This window comes from Streptomyces sp. NPDC002309, assembly GCF_053593375.1.
Genome location: NZ_JBSFCI010000042.1, coordinates 33,806 through 54,959, shown reverse-complemented (window position 1 = coordinate 54,959; position 21,154 = coordinate 33,806). Strand labels below are relative to the sequence as shown.

Here is a 21,154-nt window from a genome sequence, read left to right as displayed (position 1 = left end):
CGGGGGGTTCGGGTTACCTCGGTGGCGGGCTGGCGGGGGGGCTGCCGGGGGGCCCCCCCCCCGGGGAGGGGAGACGCCGTCGTGGGCGGGCACGCGCCTCACCTGGGGACTGCGAACCGGTCGGCGCTCATCCGCGGCGCCATCGGGGCCGATCGCGCGGTTCCCCGCGCCCCCAGGAGACGGCAGCGGACAAGCGTCGGCCGATCACCGCCCCCCAGGAGACGGCAGCGGACAGGCGTCGGCCGGTCGCCGCCCCCCCCCAGGAGACGGCGGCGGGCCGGGTCAGTCGTCGGCGTACTTGGCGTCGGCCGCCGGGTCCAGGGCGAGCCGGTAGCCGCGCTTGACCACGGTCTGGATCAGTTTCGGCGCGCCGAGGGCCGACCGCAGGCGGGCCATCGCCGTCTCCACGGCGTGTTCGTCCCGGCCGGCACCGGGCAGCGCCCGCAGCAGCTCGGACCGGGCGACCACCCAGCCGGGCCGGCGTGACAGTGCGCGCAGCAGCGACATACCGGCCGGCGGTACGGACTTGAGGTCGCCGTCCACGAGGACCGCGTGGCCCCGGATCTCCACCCGGTGCCCGGCGACGGGCAACGCACGGGCGCGGGCGGGCAGTTCCCGGCACAGGAGCTGGACGAGCGGACCGAGCCGGAAGCGTTCGGGCTGGACGGTGTCGACGCCGCGGGCCTGCAACGGCAGCGCGGTGACCGGGCCGACGCAGGCGGGCAGCACGTCGTGGCGGAGGGCGGCGAGCAGCTCGGCGAGCAGCCCCCGCTCCTCGGCGCGGGACAGCAAGGACGCGGCGGCGGGCGCGCTCGTGAAGGTCAGCGCGTCGACGCCGCGCGCCACCGTGGCGTCGAGCAACCGGTCCACGGGCGCCACGTCCTCCGGCGGCATCCACCGGTAGACGGGCACGCCGACCACCTCGGCGCCGCCCGCCCGCAGCGACTCCACGAACCCGGGCAGCGGCTCGCCGTGCAACTGCACGGCGATGCGCCGCCCGTCGACGCCCTCCTCCAACAGCCGGTCGAGCACCTCGGCCATGGACTCCGAGGACGGCGACCAGTCCTCGGTCAGCCCCGCCGCCCGGATCGCGCCCTTCACCTTCGGCCCACGGGCGAGGAGTTCCACGCCGCGCAGCCGGTCGAGCAGCGTCTCGCCGAGCCCCCAGCCGTCGGCGGCCTCGACCCAGCCCCGGAAGCCGATGGCGGTCGTCGCCACCACCACGTCCGGCACCCGGTCCAGAAGGTCCTCGGTGGCGGCCAGCAGCTCGCTGTCGTCGGCGAGGGGCACGATCCGCAGGGCCGGCGCGTGCAGCACCGCGGCGCCGCGCCGCTGGAGCAGCGCCCCCAGCTCGTCGGCCCGGCGGGCGGCCGTCACGCCCACGGTGAACCCGGCGAGGGGCCCGTGCTCCGCCTGATCCGGTCGCTGCTGTCGCTCGTGCATCACTGGCTCTCGTCCCGCACTCGAGTCGTTCCCGCCCTCATGTCGTCGCCCCTGGATGCCGATCGAGCCTGTCAACGACGCGTGACAGGCTCGGTTCGGTGCGATGTCGACGGTGTTACGTCACACCTCGGCGTAGCTGAGCTGCGGCTTCGCCTCCGTGGCGGCCCGGGTGGCGGGTTCCTGAGCGGCCGGGCGGCGAAGGTATACGGCCCAGGTGACCACGAAGCAGAGGCCGTAGAAGACCAGGAAGGCGACGAAGGCGGCGGTGCCGGAGCCCGCGCTCAGGAACGACTGCCGGAAGGCCAGGTTGATCCCGAGCCCGCCGAGCGCGCCCACCGCGCCGATGAGCCCCATGGAGGCGCCGGACAGCCGCCGTCCGTAGGCCGCGGCCTCCTCCCCTTCGAGTCCCATGGCGAGGGCCTTGTTGTGGAAGATGCCGGGGATCATCTTGTACGTCGACCCGTTGCCGAGCCCGCTCAGCACGAACAGCGCGATGAACGCGGCCGTGAACAGCGCCAGCGACTCCCCCATGCTCGCCAGCACGACCACGCCGGTCGCGGCGGCCATGCCGACGTAGTTCCACAGCGTGATCCTGGCGCCGCCGTAGCGGTCGGCGAGCGCGCCGCCCACCGGCCGGATCAGCGAGCCGAGCAGCGGGCCGACGAAGGTGACGTACGCGGCCTGCAGCGGCGTACGGCCGAACTGGGTCTGGAGGACCAGGCCGAAGGCGAAGCTGTAGCCGATGAACGAGCCGAAGGTGCCGATGTAGAGGAAGGACATGATCCAGGTGTCAGCGGCCCGTACGGTCTCCTTGGCGGCGCCCGAGTCGTTGCGCAGCGACGCGATGTTGTCCATGTACAGCGCGGCGAGCACCGCGGCGACGACGATCAGCGGGATGTAGATCCCGAGCAGTACCCGCGGGCCGCCGCTCGCGCCGATCACGGCGAGGCCGACGAGCTGCATCACCGGCACGCCGATGTTGCCGCCCCCGGCGTTCAGGCCGAGGGCCCAGCCCTTCTTCCGCAGCGGGAAGAAGGCGTTGATGTTGGTCATGGACGAGGCGAAGTTGCCCCCGCCGACACCGGCGAGCATCGCGCAGACCAGGAAGGTCGTGTACGAGGTCCCCGGCTCCATGACGAGGAAGGCGGCGACGGTGGGGACGAGCAGCAGACCCGCCGAGACGATCGTCCAGTTCCGGCCGCCGAAGACGGCGACCGCGAAGGTGTACGGCACACGGACCGCGGCGCCGACCAGCGTGGCCATCGAGACCAGGAAGAACTTGTCGGCCGGGGTGAGGCCGTACTCCGGGCCCATGAAGAGCACCATCACCGACCACAGGGTCCAGACGGAGAACCCGATGTGCTCGGAGAGCACGGAGAAGAGCAGATTGCGGCGGGCGACCCGCTCCCCGGTCTCCTGCCAGAAGGTCTCGTCCTCGGGATCCCAGTCCTCGATCCAGCGGCCTGACCCGCCGCCGGGTGCGGGGGGTGTACTCGGGGCTGTCATGACGCCTCCACGGTGCTCCGGGCTCGGTGGTGCCGCGCTGAGTGGCTGAGTCCCGAAGGTAGGGAGGGCGCGTTTCCGGTCTGTGGCGGTGGGTGACCGGAAGGGAACTTTGCTCTCACCCTGGGCGGGGGTGGGGTGAGAGGTCGCCCCGGGCCGGTCCGGGAACGGCTGCCCTTGAGCCCCCGCGCGGCACCGCCCGGCGCCGCGCCGTACGGTCCCGCCGCGAACGGATGTCCCGGCGTCGCGCCGCAGGGGCGGTCTTTTACAGGGGGCGCGTGCCGATTCCGCCCCGCCTCAGTCTCCGCGGGCGGCCCGGTCCGACGCCGGCAGCCAGGCGCCCTCGGGCAGCCGCAGCCATCCCTCCTCGGCCGCCATCTCGGCGGCCGCCCGCCACAGTGCCTGAAGCGCGGGATGCGTCAGCCCCTTGCGCCACACCATCGACACCGGCGACAGGGGAACGGGGTCGACCAAGGGCCGCCGTACCGTCCCGGGCATCGCCGGGAAGTCCACCACGGCGAGCACCGGGCACCGCGTCCTCGCCATCACCCGCTGGAACTCCTCGTCGCCCACCGCCATCGGCAGAGGCGGCGCCGGCTCGATCCCCCGTCCCTCGAACAGCCGCCGCGCGAGATCGGTCCACTCCGGCGTACGCGGGTTCCCGGCCCCGGCGTACACGCTCTCCCCCGCCAGCGCGGCCAGCGGCACCTCCGGCAGCGACGCGAGCCGGTGGTCCTCCGGCAGCACGACCGCCATCGGTTCGTAGCGGACGATCCGGTGCTCCAGCTGTCTGCGCAGCACGGCGTCCAGTCCCGCGAACCGCCCGAACGACACATCGATCCGGCCCGCCAGCAACTCCCCCGCCGCCCAGGTCAGCCCACTCTCGTAGCGGGCCATCAGCTCCTGCTCCGGGGCGAGCTCGCGGGCCCGGAGCAGCACCCGGCGCGGGGTGCCGAGGCCGGGCGAGTTCAGGTCCACCAGCAGGGGCCTGGCCTGCCCGAACGCCGCGAGCAGCGCCTCCTGCGCCGCGAGCACCCGGCGGGCGTGGGGCACCAGCCGCTCACCGTCCGCCGTCAGCGTCACCTGCCGGGTCGTGCGGACGAAGAGCTCGGCGCCCAGCTCCCGCTCCAGTCGGCGCACGTCCCGGCTCAGCGCCTGCTGGGCTACGTACAGCCGGGACGCGGCGCGGGTGAAGTGCAGTTCCTCGGCGACCGTGACGAAGGCGCGCAGGAGCCGCGGGTCGAGATGGGCGGGTGCGGACATGACGAGAACTTACAACAGAGGTGCGTGAATCGAGCCGGACAAAGTGTTGGACCTCTTGATCGTCCGTGGGTGACGGTTGCCCGATGCCGTACGCGACGTCCTCCCGCATACCGGGCCCCTACCGCCGTCTGTTCGCCCACCCCGGCACCCGCGCCTTCACGCTGGGCAACCTCGTCGCCCGCCTGCCGATGGGCATGTTCAGCGTCAGCGCGGTCATGATGATCGCCGGTTCCCGCGGCTCGTACGCCCTCGCCGGCGCCGTCACCGCGACCGGGCTCACCGCGACCGCCCTGGTCGCGCCCTGGGTCGCCCGCCTCGTCGACCGGCACGGCCAGGCCCGCGTCGCCGTTCCCGCCACCCTCGTGGCGGTCCTGGGCAGCCTGGGCCTCGTCCTCTGCCTGCACCACGACGCCCCGGTCTGGACCCTCTTCGCCGCCTACACCGCCACCGCGACCACCCCCAACATCGGCGGCATGTCGCGCGCCCGCTGGGCCCACCTGCTCCGGGGCGACCCCGACGCCCTGCACACCGCCAACTCCTTCGAACAGGCCGCCGACGAGCTGTGCTTCATGCTCGGCCCGGTGCTCGCGGCCCTCCTCTGCGGGACGCTCTTCCCGGAGGCCGGCACACTGACCGGGAGCGTGCTGCTGCTCACCGGCACGCTCCTGTTCACCGCCCAGCGCGCCACGGAACCGCCCGTGGCACCCCGCACGAAGGCCCCCTCTCCGCTGCGCTCCCCCGGTATGCCGGCGCTGCTGGCCGCGCTCCTGGCCACCGGAGCCGTGTTCGGCGCGACGGAGGTGGTGACGGTCGCCTTCGCGGACGCTCAGGGTCACCGCACGGCGGCGGGTGTCCTGCTCGCCCTCCAGGCGGCGGGCTCGTGCGCGGCGGGACTGGTCTTCGGCACGCTGAGGCTCAAGGCGCCGGCCGACCGCCGCCTGTCCTGGTGCCTGGCCGCGATGGCGGCCCTGCTGGTCCTCCCCCTGCTGGCCGCCACCGTCACCTCCTCCCTCCTCGCCCTCGCCCCCGCCCTGCTCCTCGCCGGGATGGCGACCGCCCCGACGATGGTCACCGGCATGGCACTCGTCCAGCGGCACACCCCCGCCGACCGCCTCAACGAAGGGATGACCCTCGCCGTGACCGCCCTCCTCGGCGGCGTCGCGGCAGGCAGCGCGCTCGGCGGCTGGACGGTGGAGCGGACGGCGACGGTGACCGGTTACGGCATACCGGTCACCGCCGCCGCCCTCGCCCTCGTCATCACCCTCGTGTCCCGCGCCGCCCGCGGCTCCCGAGGGGTGCCCGGAGTGCCTCAGCCGAGCCCCCAGGCGAGCCCCAGCCGGTAGGCGGCCGTGAACGACCCCTCGATATAGAGTCGGGCTCCATAAAAACGACCAGAGCCCGGTGGTTGGAAACCACCGGGCTCTGGTCGCATGGAGATTGTGGAGATGGCGGGAATCGAACCCGCGTCCAACGGTGCGGAATCAGGGCTTCTCCGTGTGCAGTCCGCTGCGCTTTTCTCAGCCCCGAAGATCACGCGGACAAGTCTCCGACGGGCTCAGTCACTGTTTGGTTTCCCTCTTCACCCCGTGACCGGGATCAAGGTTTAGTCCCCTAGCTGATGCCAGGATCCGGGTCGGGAACAGCCCCGGGCTGACACTTCGCAAGTCGCTACTTAGGCAGCGAGGGCGAAGGAATCGCGCTTGGTATCGGCGATTATTGGTTTCGGCCTGTGGTTTACGAGATCATGGCCGCTTCCTCGACACGCTTCCCCTGCTTCGACAGCCGCTGTCGAAACCGATCATCCCCATGTTGTTTTTTCAAACTGCCCACACCCTCTGTGGGGTGTGGATGCCATCGTACGGGATCACCCTCCGCCGATGCCACCGTTTTCCCAGCGGTCACCCCGCCGTCGTACCGGGTTCGGCGCGGCCCGGCGCCGGGGCCTTCCCCGCTCAGGCCCGCTGCTTGCGCCGCACCGCCGACATGGCCCGGTCGGCCTCGCGGCGGTCCTGCTTCTCCCGCAGGGTCTGCCGCTTGTCGTACTCCTTCTTGCCCTTGGCCAGCGCGATCTCGACCTTGGCGCGGCCGTCCTTGAAGTACAGGGCGAGGGGCACGACGGTATGACCCGTCTCTCCCGACTTGGACGCCAGCTTGTCGATCTCCTCGCGGTGCAGGAGCAGCTTGCGCTTGCGCCGGGCGCTGTGGTTGGTCCAGGTGCCCTGGCTGTACTCCGGCACATGCACGTTGTAGAGCCACGCCTCGTGGTCCTCCAGCTGGACGAAGCCGTCGACCAGCGAGGCCCGGCCCTGGCGCAGTGACTTCACCTCGGTGCCCATGAGGACCAGCCCGGCCTCGTAGGTGTCCAGGATGTGGTAGTCGTGCCGCGCCTTCTTGTTCTGCGCGATCAGCTTGCGCCCTTTTTCCTTAGCCATAGTGCCGCCCATTTTCGCACTACGAGGGGGGTGCGAGGGAAGCCGATTATCGCGCCGTGCCGCTACCGGCCCAGTCCGGCGAGGACCGTCCGGGCCCGGTCGAGCGCGCGTTCGCCGGCTTCCAGGTCGGGGGTGATGCCGCGGCCGTCGACACCACGGCCGGAGGGGGTGCGGTAGTGGCCGACGGTCAGCTCGGCCACGGAGCCGTCGGGCAGCCGGCTCGGCATCTGCACCGATCCCTTGCCGAACGTGCGGGAGCCCACGACGACCGCGCGACCGCGGTCCTGGAGGGCGCCGGTCAGCAGCTCGGCCGCGCTCATCGTGCCGCCGTCCACGAGCGCGACCAAGGGTCTGGCGGAATCGCCGCCGGGCTCGGCGTGCAGGGCGAGCTGATCGCCGTCGACGTCGTAGGTGGCGACCAGACCGCCGTCGAGGAAGGCGGAGGCGGCGGTGACGGCCTCGGTGACCAGGCCGCCGCTGTTGGCGCGCAGGTCGAGGACGACTCCCGAGGAGGCCGGGGCCCGCCGCACGGCCTCGCGGACCACCTCGCCGGAGCCCTTGGTGAAGGCGGCGATCCTGATGACGGTGGCGCCGTCGGTGAGCGTGCGGACGGTCACGGAGCCGGTGGACAGCCGGGCCCGGCGCAGCGTCTCGGTCCACGTGCGCGTGCCGCGCTCCACCCCGAGACGGACGGTCGTGCCGGCGTCCGCGTCGGTGGCGTCGCCGCGCAGCAGGGAGACCACCTCGGTGACCGGACGCCCGTCGACCTTCCGTCCGTCGACGCTGCGCAGCCGGTCCCCGGCGCGGATCCCGGCCTCGGCGGCGGGGGAGCCGTCGGCCACCCGCGTGACCTCGATGCGCCCGCCGCGCTCGCGGCGTGCGGAGAGGCCGACGCCGGTGTACTCGCCGTCGAGGGCCTCCTGGAACTCCTCGTACTCGCCCCGGGAGTAGACGGCGTCCCAGCGGTTGCCGCTGCGGCTCACGGCGCGCTCGGCGGCCTCGATGGGGGACTTGCCCTCGGCCATGGCCTCGGCGGCGGCGCGGGCGACCTCCTGCTGACTGCCGACGGGGGCCGCGGAGGGCGTCGCGCCGGACGTGGTCCCCTGTTCGTCGCCCGGCAGCGAGCCGGTCGCGGCGCCGGCGACGAGCACACTGGCGAACACCAAGGTCAGGGCGGCCCCGCGGCCGAAGCGGCGGGGCTGACAGAACAGGTCACGACCCGACATGCCGGTGAGTCTAGGACAACGCGAAGGGCCGTACGGTCGCTTGACCGTACGGCCCTCTTGGCATGTGTCACACCTTCAGGTACTTGCGCAACGCGAAGAACGCCGCCAAGGCAGGCATCAGGAGGCTCGTCGCGAGGATGAGCGGCAGCTTCGTGAGGACGGCGTCCCAGCCGATGAAGTTGATCAGGTTCAGCTTCTCGGACAGCGCCAGGCCGTTGTCGATGATGAAGTACCGCCCGAGCACCAGGAAACCGCACGCGAGGGTGCCGCCGATGAGCCCGGCGACCGCGGCCTCCATGATGAACGGCGCCTGGATGTAGAAGCCGGAGGCGCCGACCAGGCGCATGATCCCGGTCTCCCGCCGCCGGCTGAACGCCGAGACGCGCACGGTGTTGACGATCAGCATCAGCGCCACCACCAGCATCAGCGCCATGATCGCCCGCGCGGCCCAGTTCATGCCGTTGAGCAGCTCGAACAGGTTGTCCAGGATGCCCTTCTGGTCCTGCACCGACTGCACACCGTCCCGCCCGTTGAAGGCGGTCGCGATGACCTGGTACTTCTCCGGGTCCTTCAGCTTGATGCGGTACGACTCCTGCATCTGGTCCGGCGTGAGGGAGCTGGCCAGCGGGGAGTCGCCGAACTGCTCCTTGTAGTGCTTGTACGCCTGGTCCTGCGACTCGGTCGTCACGCTGTCGACGACCGACATCTTCTTGAGGTCGCCGAGGATCTGCTCCTTCTGCTCCCCGGTGACCGCGCCCTTGGCGCAGTTGGGGTCGGACTCGGCGTCGCTCTTGTTGCAGAGGAAGATCGAGACGTTGACCTTGTCGTACCAGTAGCCCTTCATGGTGTTCACCTGGTCGCTCATCAGCAGCGAACCGCCGAACAGGGCCAGGGACAGGGCGACCGAGACGATGACCGCGAAGGTCATCGTCAGATTGCGGCGGAGACCTACACCGATCTCCGACAGAACGAACTGGGCGCGCATGGCGTCTGCTTCAAGCCTTTCCGTGGATCTCGCTGGTGTCTCAGTGCTGGTAGCCGTAGACGCCGCGGGCCTGGTCGCGGACGAGGCGGCCCTTCTCCAGCTCGATGACGCGCTTGCGCATCTGGTCCACGATGTTCTGGTCGTGCGTGGCCATCACCACGGTCGTGCCCGTCCGGTTGATCCGGTCGAGCAGCTTCATGATGCCGACGGAGGTCTGCGGGTCGAGGTTGCCGGTGGGCTCGTCGGCGATCAGCAGCTTGGGCCGGTTGACGAAGGCCCGCGCGATGGCGACGCGCTGCTGCTCACCGCCGGACAGCTCGCCCGGCATCCGGTCCTCCTTGCCGCCGAGCCCGACCAGTTCGAGCACCTGCGGCACGGACTTGCGGATCTCGCCGCGCGATTTGCCGATGACCTCCTGCGCGAACGCGACGTTCTCGCCGACGGTCTTGTTCGGCAGCAGCCGGAAGTCCTGGAAGACCGTCCCCAACTGGCGCCGCATCTGCGGCACCTTCCAGTTGGAGAGGCGCGCGAGGTCCTTGCCCAGAACGTGCACCTGACCGTGGCTGCACCGCTCCTCGCGGAGGATCAGCCGCAGGAAGGTGGACTTTCCGGAGCCTGAGGACCCCACAAGGAAGATGAACTCACCCTTCTCCACCTCGAGGGAGACATCCCTGAGGGCGGGGTGGGTCTGCTTGGGGTAGACCTTGGACACGTTGTCGAATCGGATCACGGATGCACCACGGGTCGCCGGGGGTAGATGTGCGTGACCATACGCGACGCGGGTACGCAAGCGCAGGCGCAGGTAGCGGTTGTGCAATACTTGTGCACTTTTGTCCACCACAACCTTCTGAGAGCGCCCGCGCTCTTTCCGGGGGAACCTGGCAGAGTGGAGGGGGAACGTTTGCGTTCCCCCGGGCGTTGTAGCCACGAACCGGTACCGGTGCAAGGAGGCGAGCACATGACGTACGACCGGCTGGTGTGCGCGAACTGTGCCGCACCCGTGGCGGAGGGCCGTTGCCCCGTGTGCCGGGCCAACCGGGAGCGGCTCCAGCAGGAGAACCCCTTCACGGCTCTCAACCCGATGACTCTGATCGCCCTGCTGGCGGTGCTGATCGCGGCGGTGGCGCTCCTCGCGCACCAGACCGCGTAGGACGCGCGCCGCGCGGGACGGCGGGAGATGCGCCGAAGGGCCCGGAGCGGTTGCTCCGGGCCCTTCGGCGATCACGCTAGGCCACCGGTCAGGCAGCGGCTCCGCCGCGGCCGCCCGCCAGGCGCGGCAGCACCCGGAAGCCGATACCGCCGACGATCATCGTCGCGGCGCCGATCAGCAGGAAGGTGGTCTGCGCGGCACCCGTCTCGGCCAGCTCGTCGCCGCCGCCCTGGGCGGAGGCCGACGGGAGCTCCGAGCCGGTGTCCGTCAGGGACGAGGAGCCCTCGTCCTGCGGGGAGGTGCCGCCGTCGGGGTCGGTGTTGTCGCCGTCACCGGTGCCGGGGGCGGTGGTCTCGTCGTCCGAGGGCTCCTCGGAGGGGTCCTCGGTGGGCTCTTCGGGCTCCTCCGGCTCCGTGGGCTCCTCGGTCGGGTCGGTCGGCTCGCCCGTCGGAACGGTCGGCTCACCGGTCGGGATGGTGGGCTCGCCCGTCGGAACGGTCGGCTCACCGGTCGGGAGGGTCGGGTCCGGGTCCGGATCCGGGCTCGGCGAGCGGTCCTCGCACAGGATGCCGACGAAGCAGTCGCCCTCGGTGGCGGAGGCCGCACCCGCGGCGGTCAGCGAGGCGCCGGCCGCGATCACGGCGCCGGCCGCGAGGCGCGCTATGCGGACGCGCGTCTTGTTGGTCATATGGTTGCTACCCCCAGTAGCTCATCGTCATTGAGGCGGCGCTCGGGGCCGTGATCGACGGGAGTAGCTGATGTGGTGAAGCCCCCCGGTTCACATGCGCCCCGGAGATACGCATGCCACGCTTCACCCTTCCCATTTTTCAAAGCAACGTCAAGGCCGTTGCGTACGCGATGTCCAGGTACGGGTTCTTTGCCGTGCGTTGAAGCCTGTGAGTGTGATGTAAAACCCAGACATCCGGGAACAGAAAAGGCAACTGCCGCCCGGAGGACGGCAGTTGCCTTGTCGACAAAACGCTTCTCTTACTTCTCCTGCTGCTTGCGCCAGCGAATTCCGGCCTCCAGGAAGCCGTCGATCTCGCCGTTGAACACGGCCTCCGGGTTGCCGACCTCGTGCTCGGTGCGCAGGTCCTTGACCATCTGGTAGGGGTGCAGGACGTACGAACGCATCTGGTTGCCCCAGGAGTTGCCGCCGTCGCCCTTGAGGGCGTCCATCCTGGCCTGCTCCTCCTGGCGGCGCCGCTCCAGCAGCTTGGCCTGGAGGACGTTCATGGCGGTGGCCTTGTTCTGGATCTGCGACCGCTCGTTCTGGCAGGAGACGACGATCCCGGTGGGCAGGTGGGTGAGGCGCACCGCGGAGTCGGTGGTGTTCACGCCCTGGCCGCCGGGGCCGGAGGACCGGTAGACGTCCACCCGCAGTTCGGTCTCGTCGATCTCGACATGGTCGGTCTGCTCGACCACGGGCAGCACCTCGACACCGGCGAAGGAGGTCTGGCGGCGACCCTGGTTGTCGAAGGGCGAGATGCGCACCAGACGGTGCGTGCCCTGCTCGACGGAGAGGGTGCCGTAGGCGTACGGCACCTGCACCGCGAAGGTGGTGGACTTGATGCCCGCCTCCTCCGCGTACGAGGTCTCGTAGATCTCGGTCTTGTAGCCGCGCTGCTCGGCCCAGCGCAGGTACATCCGCTGGAGGCGCTCCGCGAAGTCGGCGGCGTCGACGCCACCGGCCTCGGCGCGGATGTTCACGAGCGCTTCCCGCGAGTCGTACTCACCGCTGAGGAGCGTCCGCACCTCCATCTCGTCGAGCGCCTTGCGGACGGCGCCGAGCTCGGACTCCGCCTCGGAGCGGGTGTCCGGGTCGTCCTCCTCCTCGGCCATCTCGAACAGCACCGCGAGGTCGTCGATCCGCCCGCGCAGTGCCTCCGCCTTCCTGACCTCGGCCTGGAGGTGGGAGAGCTTGCTGGTGATCTTCTGCGCCTCGTCCGGGTCGTCCCAGAGGGACGGCGCGGCCGCCTGCTCCTCGAGCACGGCGATGTCTGCCCTCAGCTTGTCGAGGTCCAGGACGGCCTCGATCGACTCCATGGTCGAGGAGAGGGACTTGAGCTCTTCGGATACATCGACGACTGCCACGCCTCCCAGCGTAACGGCTCCGCCGGAAAGCCCATGCAGGGCGATCCCCGGTCCCGCCGCGCCCGGCCTGGGTGCGGGCCGGCCGGAGGCGGCGCCCCCGCACCCCGCCACGGCCCCGGAGGGCCTTGCCCTCGGACGCCGGACGGACCGGACACGCCGGGCCGGAGCCGCTCGGGCCCGGCGGCCCGCGAGGGTCACGGGGACGCCGGGGCCGTGTTCTTCGTGTCCTGCGGGGAGCCCGCCTCGTCGTCCGACGTGGCCAGCCAGGCGCCGGTGCCCGCGGCGGCCGCCACGGCGACGGCCGCCGCCGCCAGGATCAGGCGGCGGCGTCGGGTGGTGGAGCGGTGGCGGGCCGAGCCGGGACGGGGGGTGCCCGCGGCGCGGGGCGCCCGTGCGGTGCCGCGCGCACCGCCGGCCAGCTCGTCCGGTGCCGGGACCCTCATCGACGTGTGGGTGTCGCGGTTGGAGTCCGGCTTCGCGCCGGGGACCAGCGGGACCGCGCCCCGGCGTACCCGTACCGGCGTCTCCTGCCGCCCGGCCGGGGGCGTCCGGGCGGGCTCGTCCGGCTCCGTGTCCGGCTCGTCCACGTCCAGCGGCGGCATCCCCCGCAGCACCGGGAGCTGCTCCCGCAGGCTTGCGGCCAGCTCGGACGCCCGCAGCCGCGACGCCGGCGCCTTCGCCAGGCACTGCACCAGCAGCTGCCACAGCTCCTCCGGGATTCCGGGGAGGGGGACGACCGTCTCCGTGACGTGCCGGCGCAGCACCGCGCCGGGGTGGCCGCCGCCGAAGGGGGTGAAGCCGGCCAGCAGCTCGTAGAGCACGGTCGCCAGCGCGTAGATGTCCACGGAGGCCCGGGGCGGGAGGCCCTCCACGATCTCCGGGGCCAAATAGTCCGGCGTGCCGATGATCTTCGTGGCGCGGGTGCGGCGCGGGGAGTCGATGAGCTTGGCGATGCCGAAGTCCGTCAGCAGGGCGCGGTGCGAGCCGCCCGGGCCGAGCGGGCCCTGCATGTCCAGCAGGACGTTCTCCGGCTTGACGTCGCGGTGCACCACCCCGGCCGCGTGCGCCGCCGCCAGCCCCTCCGCGACGTCCGCCGCGATCGCGACCGCCGCCTCGGGCGCCAGCCGCCGCTCCCGGTCCAGCCGGGTGCGCAGGTCCGTGCCGCGGACCAGGTCCATGACGAGCGCGAGATCGTTGCCGTCCACCACCAGGTCGCGTACGGAGACGACGTGGGGGTGCTCCAGGCCGAGCAGGGCCGTCCGCTCCTGGACGAAGCGCCCCACGAGCTCCTGGTCCGAGGCGAGGTCCTCGCGCAGCAGCTTGACGGCGACGGGCCCCTCGGGCCCCTCGCCCAGCCACACCGTGCCGGCGCTGCCCCGCCCCAGGATCTGGTTGGCGGTGTACCGGCTACCGATCTTCCGTGCCAAGGCTGCTCCTACAGACGCGTGTTGTCGCCAAAACTACGCGTCCGAGGAGGCGACCTTCACCGCGGAGGCGGAAATCACCCGCCAGGTGTCGACAAATCAACTGCCCCGTCTACTGCGTGGAGGAACCGGGACCCTCGGAGCCGCCCAGGTCCCCGATCCATCCGGTGACCGTGCTGAACCAGTCGGTGAGCTGGTCCCAGTAGCTCTTGCCGGTGCCGATCCACTCCTGGAGCGGGCTCAGCTCCCAGATCAGCCAGCCGGCCACGAACAGGATGACGATCGTGAACAGACAGCCCTTGAGGCAGCCGAGGCCCGGGATCCGCATCGGGTTGGCGGTGCGCTGGCGCGGCTGCCGCGGCTCGCGCGCGGGCCGCTGGGGCTCGGGCGTGGGCGGCGGGGCGTACCGCTGGGGCTGGTGCTGCGGCTGGTGCTGAGGCTGCGGGGCGTACTGCTGCGGCTGTTGCTGCTGCGGATAGCCGTAACCGGGCGGCGGTCCCTGCGGGGCACGCTGCTGCCGGCGCTGCTGGGGTCGCTGCGGCTGCGGCTGCTGCGGCTGCTGCTGGGGGCGGGCGACCTGCCGCTGCGGGCGGCGGCGCAGCGGGTCCTCGTCGGGGTCGAGGTACTGGACCTGCGTCTGCTCGTTGCGGTCGCGCGCGGCGCGCAGCTGGGTCTGCCAGGGGTGCGGCTGCTCGGGCTGCTGCCCGTGCGGCAGCACCTGCGTCTGGTCGGCACCGGCGGGGCCGGTGCTCGGCAGCACGGCGGTGGGGTCGGCCGCACCGGCCGGGCCCCCGGCGTGCGGCAGCACGCTGGTCGCCCCGTTCGGGTCGTAGCCGGGCGCCCCGTGCGGCAGCACCTGCGTCGGGTCGGACGCCCCGGGCATCCCCGGGACCGTGGCGGGTGCGGGGTCGGGGGCGAGGAGTACGGCCACGTTCTCGGCGGCGGCGATCTGCGCGGAGTTCGCGTGCACACCGACGCCCTCGGCGACGACCCGCAGCCCGCGCGCGAGGTTCTCGGCGCTGGGCCGCTCCGCCGGGTTCTTGCGCAGACAGCGCTCTATGACCGTCCACAGCGGTTCGGGGACCGTGGAGGGGCGGCGCGGCTCGGCGCTCAGGTGCTGGTGCAGGACCTCCAGGGCCGAGCTGCCGGAGAACGGCGGCCGGCCGGTGACCAGTTCGTACAGCAGGATGCCGGCGCCGTAGATGTCGACGGCGGAGGTCTGCGGGCGGCCCTCGGCGGACTCCGGCGCGACGTACGCGGGCGTGCCCACAAACTCGTGGGTGCGGGTCAGGCCGGGTGAGTCCGCGAGGCGTGCGATACCGAAGTCCGTCAGCATCGGGTGCATCTGACCGCCGCCCTGCATGAGCAGCACGTTCGCCGGCTTGAGGTCGCGGTGCACCACGCCGTCGGCGTGGCTGGCGGCCAGCGCGTCGGCGATCTGCGCGGTGAGCAGCGCGGCGCCGACCGGCGTGAAGGGGCCGTTCTCCCGCAGATGCCGGTGCAGGTCGGGGCCGTCGACGAGGTCCATGACCAGGGCCAGCAGATCGCCCTCGACGACCAGGTCGCGGACCCGGACGATGTTCGGATGCGTCAGTCGGAGCAGCACGGAGCGCTCGCGCAGGAACCGCATCACGATGTCCGGATCGCTCGCGAGCTCCTCCTTGAGGACCTTGATCGCGACGGTCTCACCGGGCTGCCCGGGCACGGCCGCCTCGGCCCCGGCGGTCTCCCGCTGGCGGGCGCGCCAGACGGTGCCTGTGGCGCCGCGCCCCAGCGGCTCCTCAAGGAGGTACTTGCTCCCTACCGGCCGCACGTCATGGCTCCCTGCTGCTTGCTTGCATCGTCCGCCCCACTGTAGTGCCGTGGGGGGCGGGGGCGGGCTGTGCTTCCCACGTACTTGTTCCCGCCCGCGTTCGAAGGAAAGACGCTCGCCTCGGTCTCGCGGTTGCCGCAAGCGGACGTGACCGATCTCAACCGGTCGCGGGCGCCGCCCTGGGCAGGCACTTTTACGGGCAGAGCCGACCAATCAAGATCACTTGTTCCGGAGCGGCGGGCGCGGTGTCGGCGGCAGGTGCGAGGATGCGTGCAGTACTGGCCGACGTGCTCGTGTGGGGTGGGGGATCTCCGCGCCCGTGCAGAAGGGACCGCTGACGGCGATGCAGATCCGGCTGACCGTCGTAGACCCGCTGGGCCCGCCCTCACCCGAGTTCCCCGCTCCCCCGGAGCAGGGGGGACCCCCGCCGCCGCGAGGCCGGGCCGCGAGCCGCGACGTGCTGGTCACGGCGCCGGCCGGCACGGCCCTGTCGGCGGTGGCCTCGGGCCTGGCCGCGGCGGTCTCCGGGGACGTCCCGTCGGGGCCCGTCGTCCTGTACGCCGGCGCGGAGCGGCTCGACCCGCAGCGCTGCACCCTGGGCGAACCGCCGCTGCTCGACGGCGCCGTGTTGTCTCTGGGCGGCCCGGCCGCTCCCGAGCCCCACCCGGAGATGGACGACGCCCCGGCCCGCCTCGACGTGATCGCCGGCCCCGACGCCGGCGGCGTCCATCTGCTGCACGGCGGCGAGATCCGCGTCGGCCGCTCCGCCGAGGCCGACGTCCCGCTCGACGACCCCGACGTCTCCCGTGTCCACTGCGCGGTGACGCTGAGCGCCGACGGCCGTGTCTCCGTCACCGACCTCGCGTCCACCAACGGCACCACGCTCGACGGCACGCGCGTGGACACCCGCCCGCAGCGCTTCGCGCCGGGCGCGCTGCTACGGATCGGCGAGTCCACGCTGCGGCTGGCACCGGCCGGAGGGCCGGGTCGGCGGGTCGGGACGGCGCCCGACGGCGAGGGATGTGTACGGGTCGGCGCGACGGGCGGCGGCTCGTCCGGGGCCGGGTCCCCGGGGGTGCGGGCGGGAGAACCGTCCGGGAGGACGGGGCACGCCTACGGGGCCGCCGGGAGCTGGGGAGTTCCGGGAGCCGCCTCGGCCGCCGCGGACGACACGGCGGCGGGCGCGGCCCGGGGGGACCGAGGGGCCGGCACGCCGGGCGCGGCGCACGACGCGGCGCCCCCGGACGAGGACCGGCAGCCGCAGGCAGGCACGGCCCACGCCGACCGGCACACGGGCCCGCCCGGACCCGAGCCCCACGCCAAGGAGCACCCGCCAGCAGCGCGGCCCCACGTGCCGGAGCAGGGCAAGGCACCCCGCATCGAGAGCCGCGGCACCGAACCGCGCGACCCCCACCCGGGCCCCGGCCCCGCCGCGCCCTCCGGCGACGGGACGCACGGAGGATCGCCCGGCACCGGCGCACCGGTCGCCGACGGGCTCGACACCCCCGCCGACTCGGCCACCGGCCGCCGCAAAGGCACGCCGCCGCCCAACACCGACGTATCGCAGGGCGTGCGCAGGCGGGGCGGGCTCACGGCGTGGGCGCGGCGGCTGGCCGGCGGGCGGGGCGCCGAGCAGGAGCCGGCCACGCCGGGAACCTACGACGACGGGCCGGCCGAGGGCGCGCCCGCCGTCCCGCGCCGCTCCGACGCGCAGGAGACCTGGCCGGACCCGGCCGCACTGCTGCTGACGGCGCTCGGCCCCGGACCCCGGCTGTGGGAGCGCGGGCCGGACCACCCCGAGGCACTCACCGTGCGGCTCGGCACGGCGGACCGGGCGGCACCGGACGGTTCGGGGCCGCTGCCCGCGGTGCCGGTCACCGCCGATCTGCGCGAGGCAGGCGCCCTGGGGCTGGCCGGTCCGCGCCCCCGCCTGGCCGGGCTCGCGCGCGCGGTCCTGGCCCAGCTCGCCGCGCTGCACTCGCCCGACACCCTGGAAATCGTCCTGATCAGCACGGACCGGGCGCGCGCCCTGGAGGAGCGCAGCGCGGAGTGGTCCTGGCTCGGCTGGCTGCCGCATCTGCGCCCGGCCCACGGCCAGGACTGCCGTCTCCTCCTCGCCCATGACCGCGAACAGGCCGCGGCCCGCACCGACGAGCTACTGCGCCGCCTGGACGACCATCTCGCGGACCGCGGCGACGCCAAGGAGACCCTTTCGGCTCCGGACCGGCGGTACCCCGAGAGCGCGGAGTCTCCTGCCCGCGACTCCGCCGCCCCGTCCCGTCGTCCGGCCTGGGCCCGCCCCGGGGAGGACGCGCGGCCCGGCGCGGCGGACGCCGCCGGTTTCGCCGGGCCCCGCACCGTCCTCGTCGTCGACGGCGACCCCGGCGGCACCGGTCTGCGCGAGGCAGTGGCACGTCTGGCCGTGGACGGCCCGCGGGCCGGCATCCATGTCGTCTGCCTCGCCGAGACCGCCTCGGCCTCCCCCGCCTCCCCGGTCGCCGAGACCTTCGAGGCCGCCTGCGCAGCGGCCCCGGCGTTCCGTGACTGCGGAGCCGTCGCCCTGCTCAGCGGCGACGTGGCGACGGCTCTGCGGCTGCTCCGTGTCGCCCGGGCCGGCGCGGGAGCCGCCCCCGCCGGGGCCACCACCACCGGGGCCACCACCACCGGGACCACCACCACCGAGGGCTCCTCCGCTCGGTCCGGAGCGGCGGCCGGCTCCGGTACGAGGCCCGGTCCCAGGTCCGGCTCCGACGACGCCCTGACCCACCCCGCCCCCGTGGGTCACGGAACGGTCGGCGTCGTGGACGCCGTCTCCCTTGCGTGGGCCGAGCGGTTCGCCCGTGCCCTCGCCCCCCTGCGTACGGACGCGTCCGCCACCGGCGGCCGGCTGGCGCGCGTGAGCGCTCCCCTCCCCCAGGCCGCCCGGCTGCTCGACGAGCTGGGCCTGGCGCGCGCCACCCCCGCCTCCCTCATGACCCGTTGGGCCGACGCCGCCGACGACACGGACGCCCTGGGCGGCCGGGCGCTCACCGTCCTCGGCGCCGGCCCCCGTGGCCCGGTCGCCGCCGACCTGGTCGTCGAGGGACCGCACCTGCTGGTCGAGGGCCCGCCCGGCAGCGGACGCACGGAGCTGCTGCGGGCCGTCGTCGCCTCGCTCGCCGCCGCCGAGCGCCCCGACCGGCTGAGCCTGGTGTTGATGGACGGCCGGGACAGCGTGGGCGCGGGCAGCGGGCACGGCGACGGACTTCACTCGTGCATGGACATCCCGCACGTCACCACGCACCTCCTCGCCAACGACCCGGTCCGGATGCGGGAGTTCGCCCAGTCCCTGTCGGGCGAGCTGAAGCGCCGGGCGGAGCTGCTCGGCCGCTCGCACTTCGCCGAGTGGCACACCGGGCGTGAGGTGTCGGGCCGTATGGTCAGCCAGCGCGCGGCACCCACGGCAGGGACCGGCGACCTCGACACCCCGACCGGCGCCACGCTGCGGCTGCGCCCGGCGGCCCCCCGCCGGGCGACGGACGACGTGCCCCCGCTGCCCCGTCTCGTCGTGGTCGTCGACGACCTGGACGCCCTGGTGTCCCCGCCGCTCGGCTCCCCGGGCCGGCCCGCGGCCGGGTCCGTGATGCGCGCGCTGGAGGCGGTGGCCCGCGAGGGCGAGCGGCTCGGCGTGCACCTGGTGGCCGCCGCCGGACCGGGGGGCCGTACGGCGGAGACCGAACCCGCCCGGCGGGCCTCTCTGCGCGTCACCCTCGACGCCCCCACGCCGGGACCCGACGAACCGGCGCCCGGCCGGGGTCGGTTGACGCGTCCCGACGGACGGATCACACCCTTCCAGGGCGGGCGGGTCACCGGCCGTATCCCGCGTACGGCGACGCTGCGGCCGACCGTGGTCCTGCTGGAGTGGCACCGGATGGGCGACCCGCCGGCCCGCCGCCCCGTCCGCGAACTGGGCAACGGCCCCACGGACCTGGCCCTGCTGGCGAGCGCTCTGGAGCGGGCGGCCCGGGAGGTGTCCGCCTCGGAGGTGCCGTCGCTGCTGTAGGCCCTCTCGCGACAGCGGCGTCCGCCGCTCCCGCCCGTCGAACAGTCACGACGCTTTCACGATCGCCGAGTTGACACGGCACGCGCTCTTGCCGACCCCCCGGACCCGGCGTGGACCGGTCCCACGGGACAGCGCTCGCACGTTCGACGAACACGAAGAACGGGGCCTTGACGTGCTCCCTGGCCTGAAGTCCAGGGATTCCGGCCCGGGTCGTCCGACCCTTCCGGGGGGCTTCCTGCTTCACCGCGCTGTGCGGGCACGTGTGCCCGTCTGACCGGCGCCCCACAGGTGTGCAGTGTCTCCGCCCGTCCGGCGGCGACGATTCGGCGTCCTTCGAATCAGGACGTTGCGGGCCGCGTTGTGGTCACGGTCGCCGAACTCTTCGGCGACATCGGGCCGTTCGGTTCGGCGGTCCGGACAGGGATCTCGGGGCGGGTCGGGAACGGCCCGCCCCGCGTGTTCGGGGCGACACGCCCCGCGGGCCGTACGCACCGTGACTGATGCGCCGCGTCCGCCGTTCCCGGGCAGAACGCCCGCGTGCCGCCCGTGATGCGGCAGCCGGTACCGTCGACCGCCGCATCAGGGGAGAAACACCCCGGCAGCCATCATTCCGCAACCTTCTGGTCACTTCACCGTCACCGAAAGCCACTGAGCGCCGTTTCACCTACCGGGAGTCCGCATGCCCCACTGCTCGTCGCGACCCACTCCGACACGACCGTCCACCCGGCGGCCGTCCGGACGGCCCGGCCGTTCCTCGCCCGGTCCGCGACGGGCCGCCCGGCGGGACCTCCGCGGCCCGAGGCGCGCGCCTCCCGCCGACGAGCAAGCATGACGAGGACGGAAAGAGACGCATGCCCCGTTTCAGCATCATCGTTCCCTCGCACGGGGTCGATGCCCTGCTGGCCCGGGCCCTGGAGTCGGTCCTGGCCCAGTCCTTCGGCGACTTCGAGCTGATCACGGTGTGCGACGACCCGGAGGCCCGGGCCGCCGCCGTCACGGCCGGGTACGCCGGGCGGGACAGCCGGCCGAGACCGGTGTACTCGCCGCCCACGGCCGGTCTGGGCGCGGCCCGCACGACCGGGCTGCGGGCGGCGTCGGGCGCGTACGTGCTGTTCCTCGACGGTGACGACGTCCTCGTCCCGGGGGCGCTGGCGGCGCTGGACGCCCGGCTGCGGGAAACGGGACCGGTGGACGTACTGCACTTCGCGCACGAGCGGATGCCGGCCGGGGCCGGGGCGGACGGGCCGGGCGCCCGGGTCGTCGCCCCGCCGGCCGCCCCGGCGGGGGCCTTCCACCCCGACGCCGCCCCCTGGCTCTCACTGGTGAACCGGCCCGTGTGGAGCGCCGCCTACCGGCGCGGCTTCCTGCGAATGCACCAACTCGCCTTCCCCTACGGCTGCTTCACCGATCTGGGCTGGGGCGCGATGGTGACGGTGCTGGCGGAGCGGGTGGCCGTGCTGCCGTCGGTGGTCGTCCGGCATCTGCCGCGGGCGCGAGGGAGCCTGCTCGACCACGCGGGCGAGCGCCGGCTCGATCTGCTGGACCAGATCGAGCCGGCGCTCTTCCAGGCGGGTGCCGCGCGGGTCTCGGCGGCGCGGTCGCGGGCCTTGTTCGACCAGCTGTTCGCCGTGGTGGTGGAGGTGGCGGCCGACACACACCGGCTCCCCGGACGCCGGCGGCGGGCCTTCTTCCGCCAGGCCGGCGCGCTCTACCGCCGCTATCTGCCCGGCGGGCACCGGCCCGCGGGGGTGCCGCTGCGGCTACTGGGGACCGGCGCCC

At 73.4% G+C, this 21,154-nt stretch carries 14 protein-coding genes, 1 other RNA gene and 1 pseudogene; 4 read left to right on the top strand and 12 right to left on the bottom strand.

The window, feature by feature from the left end:
* Positions 1–282 precede the first annotated feature (282 nt).
* From ACWCPM_RS28755 to ACWCPM_RS28745, 3 genes are all read right to left on the bottom strand, one after another.
* Entirely contained in the window at positions 283–1,443 is a 1,161-nt protein-coding gene (locus ACWCPM_RS28755) for a uroporphyrinogen-III synthase (protein ID WP_450979169.1), read from the bottom strand.
* Between the two features lie 120 nt (positions 1,444–1,563).
* A complete protein-coding gene (locus ACWCPM_RS28750) occupies positions 1,564–2,949 on the bottom strand; it encodes a nitrate/nitrite transporter (protein ID WP_450979168.1) in 1,386 nt (461 codons plus the stop codon).
* A gap of 294 nt (positions 2,950–3,243) precedes the next feature.
* Positions 3,244–4,209: a LysR family transcriptional regulator gene (locus ACWCPM_RS28745; protein WP_450979167.1), complete on the bottom strand. Its 966-nt coding sequence runs from the start codon at positions 4,207–4,209 to the stop codon at positions 3,244–3,246.
* 83 nt (positions 4,210–4,292) lie between these two features.
* Here ACWCPM_RS28745 and ACWCPM_RS28740 point away from each other — a divergent pair, with 83 nt between their 5' ends.
* Entirely contained in the window at positions 4,293–5,552 is a 1,260-nt protein-coding gene (locus tag ACWCPM_RS28740; RefSeq protein WP_450979166.1) for an MFS transporter, read from the top strand.
* Positions 5,553–5,646: 94 nt separating this feature from the next.
* On the opposite strand, the gene ssrA is transcribed toward ACWCPM_RS28740, so the two are convergent.
* The 5 genes from ssrA to ftsE all read right to left on the bottom strand — a co-directional run bounded on the left by ssrA (position 5,647) and on the right by ftsE (position 9,582).
* Positions 5,647–6,015, bottom strand: a transfer-messenger RNA (tmRNA) gene (ssrA, locus tag ACWCPM_RS28735).
* A gap of 146 nt (positions 6,016–6,161) precedes the next feature.
* Positions 6,162–6,641, bottom strand: a complete 480-nt coding sequence (gene smpB, locus ACWCPM_RS28730) for an SsrA-binding protein SmpB (RefSeq protein WP_450979165.1) — start codon at positions 6,639–6,641, stop codon at positions 6,162–6,164.
* 62 nt (positions 6,642–6,703) lie between these two features.
* On the bottom strand, positions 6,704–7,867 hold the full coding sequence (locus ACWCPM_RS28725) for a S41 family peptidase (RefSeq protein WP_450979164.1): 1,164 nt from the start codon (positions 7,865–7,867) through the stop codon (positions 6,704–6,706).
* Between the two features lie 67 nt (positions 7,868–7,934).
* Entirely contained in the window at positions 7,935–8,852 is a 918-nt protein-coding gene (gene ftsX, locus ACWCPM_RS28720) for a permease-like cell division protein FtsX (protein WP_450979163.1), read from the bottom strand.
* A gap of 40 nt (positions 8,853–8,892) precedes the next feature.
* Positions 8,893–9,582, bottom strand: coding sequence for a cell division ATP-binding protein FtsE (gene ftsE, locus ACWCPM_RS28715; protein WP_450979162.1), 690 nt, complete (start codon positions 9,580–9,582; stop codon positions 8,893–8,895).
* Between the two features lie 228 nt (positions 9,583–9,810).
* Here ftsE and ACWCPM_RS28710 point away from each other — a divergent pair, with 228 nt between their 5' ends.
* The gene (locus ACWCPM_RS28710; protein ID WP_450979161.1) at positions 9,811–10,002 is read left to right on the top strand and encodes a hypothetical protein; all 192 of its coding nucleotides are present in this window, start codon (positions 9,811–9,813) and stop codon (positions 10,000–10,002) included.
* Between the two features lie 88 nt (positions 10,003–10,090).
* Here the strand turns inward: ACWCPM_RS28710 and ACWCPM_RS28705 are convergent, their stop codons facing one another.
* The 4 genes from ACWCPM_RS28705 to ACWCPM_RS28690 all read right to left on the bottom strand — a co-directional run bounded on the left by ACWCPM_RS28705 (position 10,091) and on the right by ACWCPM_RS28690 (position 15,333).
* Positions 10,091–10,690, bottom strand: coding sequence for an LPXTG cell wall anchor domain-containing protein (locus ACWCPM_RS28705; RefSeq protein ID WP_450979160.1), 600 nt, complete (start codon positions 10,688–10,690; stop codon positions 10,091–10,093).
* 299 nt (positions 10,691–10,989) lie between these two features.
* Entirely contained in the window at positions 10,990–12,096 is a 1,107-nt protein-coding gene (gene prfB, locus ACWCPM_RS28700) for a peptide chain release factor 2 (RefSeq protein ID WP_450979159.1), read from the bottom strand.
* A 194-nt stretch (positions 12,097–12,290) separates the two neighbouring features.
* On the bottom strand, positions 12,291–13,523 hold the full coding sequence (locus ACWCPM_RS28695) for a serine/threonine-protein kinase (protein ID WP_450979158.1): 1,233 nt from the start codon (positions 13,521–13,523) through the stop codon (positions 12,291–12,293).
* Positions 13,524–13,632: 109 nt separating this feature from the next.
* On the bottom strand, positions 13,633–15,333 hold the full coding sequence (locus ACWCPM_RS28690) for a serine/threonine-protein kinase (RefSeq protein WP_450979157.1): 1,701 nt from the start codon (positions 15,331–15,333) through the stop codon (positions 13,633–13,635).
* Positions 15,334–15,676: 343 nt separating this feature from the next.
* Here ACWCPM_RS28690 and ACWCPM_RS28685 point away from each other — a divergent pair, with 343 nt between their 5' ends.
* Complete coding sequence (locus tag ACWCPM_RS28685) at positions 15,677–19,375, top strand: FHA domain-containing protein (RefSeq protein WP_450979172.1); 3,699 nt, start codon at positions 15,677–15,679, stop codon at positions 19,373–19,375.
* Between the two features lie 500 nt (positions 19,376–19,875).
* Positions 19,876–20,562, top strand: a pseudogene (locus tag ACWCPM_RS28680) (glycosyltransferase family 2 protein); the annotation flags it as partial.
* Between the last annotated feature and the right edge of the window lie 592 nt (positions 20,563–21,154).

Bases quoted from the DNA above. Each gene is read 5' to 3' on its own strand.
- ACWCPM_RS28755 (WP_450979169.1), bottom strand. From the start codon at position 1,443: ATGCACGAGCGACAGCAGCGACCGGATCAGGCGGAGCACGGGCCCCTC.
- ACWCPM_RS28750 (WP_450979168.1), bottom strand. From the start codon at position 2,949: ATGACAGCCCCGAGTACACCCCCCGCACCCGGCGGCGGGTCAGGCCGC.
- ACWCPM_RS28745 (WP_450979167.1), bottom strand. From the start codon at position 4,209: ATGTCCGCACCCGCCCATCTCGACCCGCGGCTCCTGCGCGCCTTCGTC.
- ACWCPM_RS28740 (WP_450979166.1), top strand. From the start codon at position 4,293: ATGCCGTACGCGACGTCCTCCCGCATACCGGGCCCCTACCGCCGTCTG.
- smpB (WP_450979165.1), bottom strand. From the start codon at position 6,641: ATGGCTAAGGAAAAAGGGCGCAAGCTGATCGCGCAGAACAAGAAGGCG.
- ACWCPM_RS28725 (WP_450979164.1), bottom strand. From the start codon at position 7,867: ATGTCGGGTCGTGACCTGTTCTGTCAGCCCCGCCGCTTCGGCCGCGGG.
- ftsX (WP_450979163.1), bottom strand. From the start codon at position 8,852: ATGCGCGCCCAGTTCGTTCTGTCGGAGATCGGTGTAGGTCTCCGCCGC.
- ACWCPM_RS28710 (WP_450979161.1), top strand. From the start codon at position 9,811: ATGACGTACGACCGGCTGGTGTGCGCGAACTGTGCCGCACCCGTGGCG.
- ACWCPM_RS28705 (WP_450979160.1), bottom strand. From the start codon at position 10,690: ATGACCAACAAGACGCGCGTCCGCATAGCGCGCCTCGCGGCCGGCGCC.
- ACWCPM_RS28685 (WP_450979172.1), top strand. From the start codon at position 15,677: ATGCAGATCCGGCTGACCGTCGTAGACCCGCTGGGCCCGCCCTCACCC.